The organism is Xenorhabdus vietnamensis (genome assembly GCF_002127535.1).
Lineage (GTDB): Bacteria > Pseudomonadota > Gammaproteobacteria > Enterobacterales > Enterobacteriaceae > Xenorhabdus > Xenorhabdus vietnamensis.
This window is the reverse complement of record NZ_MUBJ01000023.1, coordinates 57,366-60,868: the sequence shown is the minus strand read 5'-3', so window position 1 is coordinate 60,868 and position 3,503 is coordinate 57,366. Positions and strand designations below refer to the sequence as shown.

Here is a 3,503-nt window from a genome sequence, read left to right as displayed (position 1 = left end):
ACTCTCACATGGGGAGACCCCACACTACCATCGGCGCTACGGCGTTTCACTGCTGAGTTCGGCATGGGGTCAGGTGGGACCACCGCGCTATTGCCGCCAGACAAATCCTGGTTTCAACCCCGAACAAGCTGTCATCTGCTTTGAAACTTTGTCATCTGCTCTCTCAGCCCAAAACACCTTCGGTGTTGTCAGGTTAAGCCGCACGGTTCATTAGTACTGGTTAGCTCAACGTCTCGCAACGCTTACACACCCAGCCTATCCACGTCCTCGTCTCGAACGTTCCTTCAGTGTCCTCAAGGGACAAGGGAAGACTCATCTCAAGGCAAGTTTCCCGCTTAGATGCTTTCAGCGGTTATCTCTTCCGCACTTAGCTACCGGGCAGTGCCATTGGCATGACAACCCGAACACCAGTGGTGCGTCCACTCCGGTCCTCTCGTACTAGGAGCAGCCCCTTTCAATCTTCCAACGCCCACGGCAGATAGGGACCGAACTGTCTCACGACGTTCTAAACCCAGCTCGCGTACCACTTTAAATGGCGAACAGCCATACCCTTGGGACCTACTTCAGCCCCAGGATGTGATGAGCCGACATCGAGGTGCCAAACACCGCCGTCGATATGAACTCTTGGGCGGTATCAGCCTGTTATCCCCGGAGTACCTTTTATCCGTTGAGCGATGGCCCTTCCATGCAGAACCACCGGATCACTAAGACCTACTTTCGTACCTGCTCGAGCTGTCACTCTCGCAGTCAAGCTAGCTTATGCCTTTGCACTAACCTCACGATGTCCGACCGTGATTAGCTAACCTTCGTGCTCCTCCGTTACGCTTTGGGAGGAGACCGCCCCAGTCAAACTACCCACCAGACACTGTCCGCAACCCGGATGACGGGCCTACGTTAGAACCTCAAACATTCAAGGGTGGTATTTCAAGGTTGGCTCCATGCAGACTGGCGTCCACACTTCCAAGCCTCCCACCTATCCTACACATCAAGGCTCCAGGTTCAGTGTCAAGCTATAGTAAAGGTTCACGGGGTCTTTCCGTCTTGCCGCGGGTACACTGCATCTTCACAGCGAGTTCAATTTCACTGAGTCTCGGGTGGAGACAGCCTGGCCATCATTACGCCATTCGTGCAGGTCGGAACTTACCCGACAAGGAATTTCGCTACCTTAGGACCGTTATAGTTACGGCCGCCGTTTACTGGGGCTTCGATCAAGAGCTTCGCCTTGCGGCTAACCCCATCAATTAACCTTCCAGCACCGGGCAGGCGTCACACCGTATACGTCCACTTTCGTGTTTGCACAGTGCTGTGTTTTTATTAAACAGTTGCAGCCAGCTGGTATCTGCGACTGGCTTCGGCTCCGGGCGCGGGGCCCTTCACCTAGTGCCAGCGTGCCTTCTCCCGAAGTTACGGCACCATTTTGCCTAGTTCCTTCACCCGAGTTCTCTCAAGCGCCTGAGTATTCTCTACCTGACCACCTGTGTCGGTTTGGGGTACGATCCAATGTTACCTAGAGCTTAGAGGCTTTTCCTGGAAGCAGGGCATCAGCTACTTCAGCACCGTGGTGCCTCGTCATCACGCCTCAGTGTTAACAGGTGACCGGATTTGCCAGGTCACCCCACCTACACGCTTAAACCGGGACAAACCGTCGCCCGGCCAGCCTAGCCTTCTCCGTCCCCCCTTCGCAGTAACACCGGGTACGGGAATATTAACCCGTTGCCCATCGACTACGCCTTTCGGCCTCGCCTTAGGGGTCGACTCACCCTGCCCCGATTAACGTTGGACAGGAACCCTTGGTCTTCCGGCGAGCGGGTTTTTCACCCGCTTTATCGTTACTTATGTCAGCATTCGCACTTCTGATACCTCCAGCATGCCTCACAGCACACCTTCAACGGCTTACAGAACGCTCCCCTACCCAACAACACTTGCGTGTCGCTGCCGCAGCTTCGGTGCATGGTTTAGCCCCGTTACATCTTCCGCGCAGGCCGACTCGACCAGTGAGCTATTACGCTTTCTTTAAATGATGGCTGCTTCTAAGCCAACATCCTGGCTGTCTGAGCCTTCCCACTTCGTTTCCCACTTAACCATGACTTGGGGACCTTAGCTGGCGGTCTGGGTTGTTTCCCTCTTCACGACGGACGTTAGCACCCGCCGTGTGTCTCCCGTGATAACATTCTTCGGTATTCGCAGTTTGCATCGGGTTGGTAAGTCGGGATGACCCCCTAGCCGAAACAGTGCTCTACCCCCGAAGATGACTTCACGAGGCGCTACCTAAATAGCTTTCGGGGAGAACCAGCTATCTCCCGGTTTGATTGGCCTTTCACCCCCAGCCACAAGTCATCCGCTAATTTTTCAACATTAGTCGGTTCGGTCCTCCAGTTAGTGTTACCCAACCTTCAACCTGCCCATGGCTAGATCACCGGGTTTCGGGTCTATACCCTGCAACTTAACGCCCAGTTAAGACTCGGTTTCCCTGCGGCTCCCCTATACGGTTAACCTTGCTACAGAATATAAGTCGCTGACCCATTATACAAAAGGTACGCAGTCACACCCCAAAGGGTGCTCCCACTGCTTGTACGTACACGGTTTCAGGTTCTCTTTCACTCCCCTCGCCGGGGTTCTTTTCGCCTTTCCCTCACGGTACTGGTTCACTATCGGTCAGTCAGGAGTATTTAGCCTTGGAGGATGGTCCCCCCATGTTCAGACAGGATACCACGTGTCCCGCCCTACTCATCGAACTCCCACTGCCAGCGTCTTCAGATACGGGGCTATCACCCTTTACTGCCGGCCTTTCCAGACCGTTCTCCTGACGCTGACACTGATGCTGGTTCTGGGCTGCTCCCCGTTCGCTCGCCGCTACTGGGGGAATCTCGGTTGATTTCTTTTCCTCGGGGTACTGAGATGTTTCAGTTCCCCCGGTTCGCCTCATTAACCTATGAATTCAGTTAATGATAGTGCAACGGATTGCACTGGGTTTCCCCATTCGGACATCGCCGGCTGATGGCGCTTCATATCAGCTCACCGGCGCTTTTCGCAGATTAGCACGTCCTTCATCGCCTCTGACTGCCTAGGCATCCACCGTGTACGCTTAGTCGCTTAACCTCACAACCCGAAGGTGTCTTCGGACTGGAGTTTTGAGAGACTCCCCAATCCCGTCTTCACGACTGGGACTGGGTGTTTCAAATTTTCAGCTTGTTCCGGATTGTTAAAGAGCTATTATTGGTAAACCGACTTTACAGCCCGCTTAACAATAATATCAGGGGGCACCGCCTTTCACACAGGGCCTGAGCAGTGTGGCGTCCCCTAGGGGATTCGAACCCCTGTTACCGCCGTGAAAGGGCGGTGTCCTAGGCCTCTAGACGAAGGGGACATCGAGTCTTCTTCGCAGACGCGCTGCTCATATTACATTTCATCAGACAATCTGTGTGAGCACTGCAACAAAAACTACTATCTCTAGGTAAGGAGGTGATCCAACCGCAGGTTCCCCTACGGTTACCTTGTTACGA

1 tRNA gene and 2 rRNA genes are annotated in these 3,503 nt (G+C 54.1%); all 3 read right to left on the bottom strand.

The window, feature by feature from the left end:
- Positions 1–101: ribosomal RNA gene (gene rrf, locus Xvie_RS26710) — 5S ribosomal RNA — on the bottom strand.
- 88 nt (positions 102–189) lie between these two features.
- A 23S ribosomal RNA gene (locus Xvie_RS26705) occupies positions 190–3,099 on the bottom strand.
- Between the two features lie 192 nt (positions 3,100–3,291).
- Positions 3,292–3,367: transfer RNA gene (locus Xvie_RS26700), tRNA-Glu, on the bottom strand.
- Positions 3,368–3,503 lie beyond the last annotated feature (136 nt).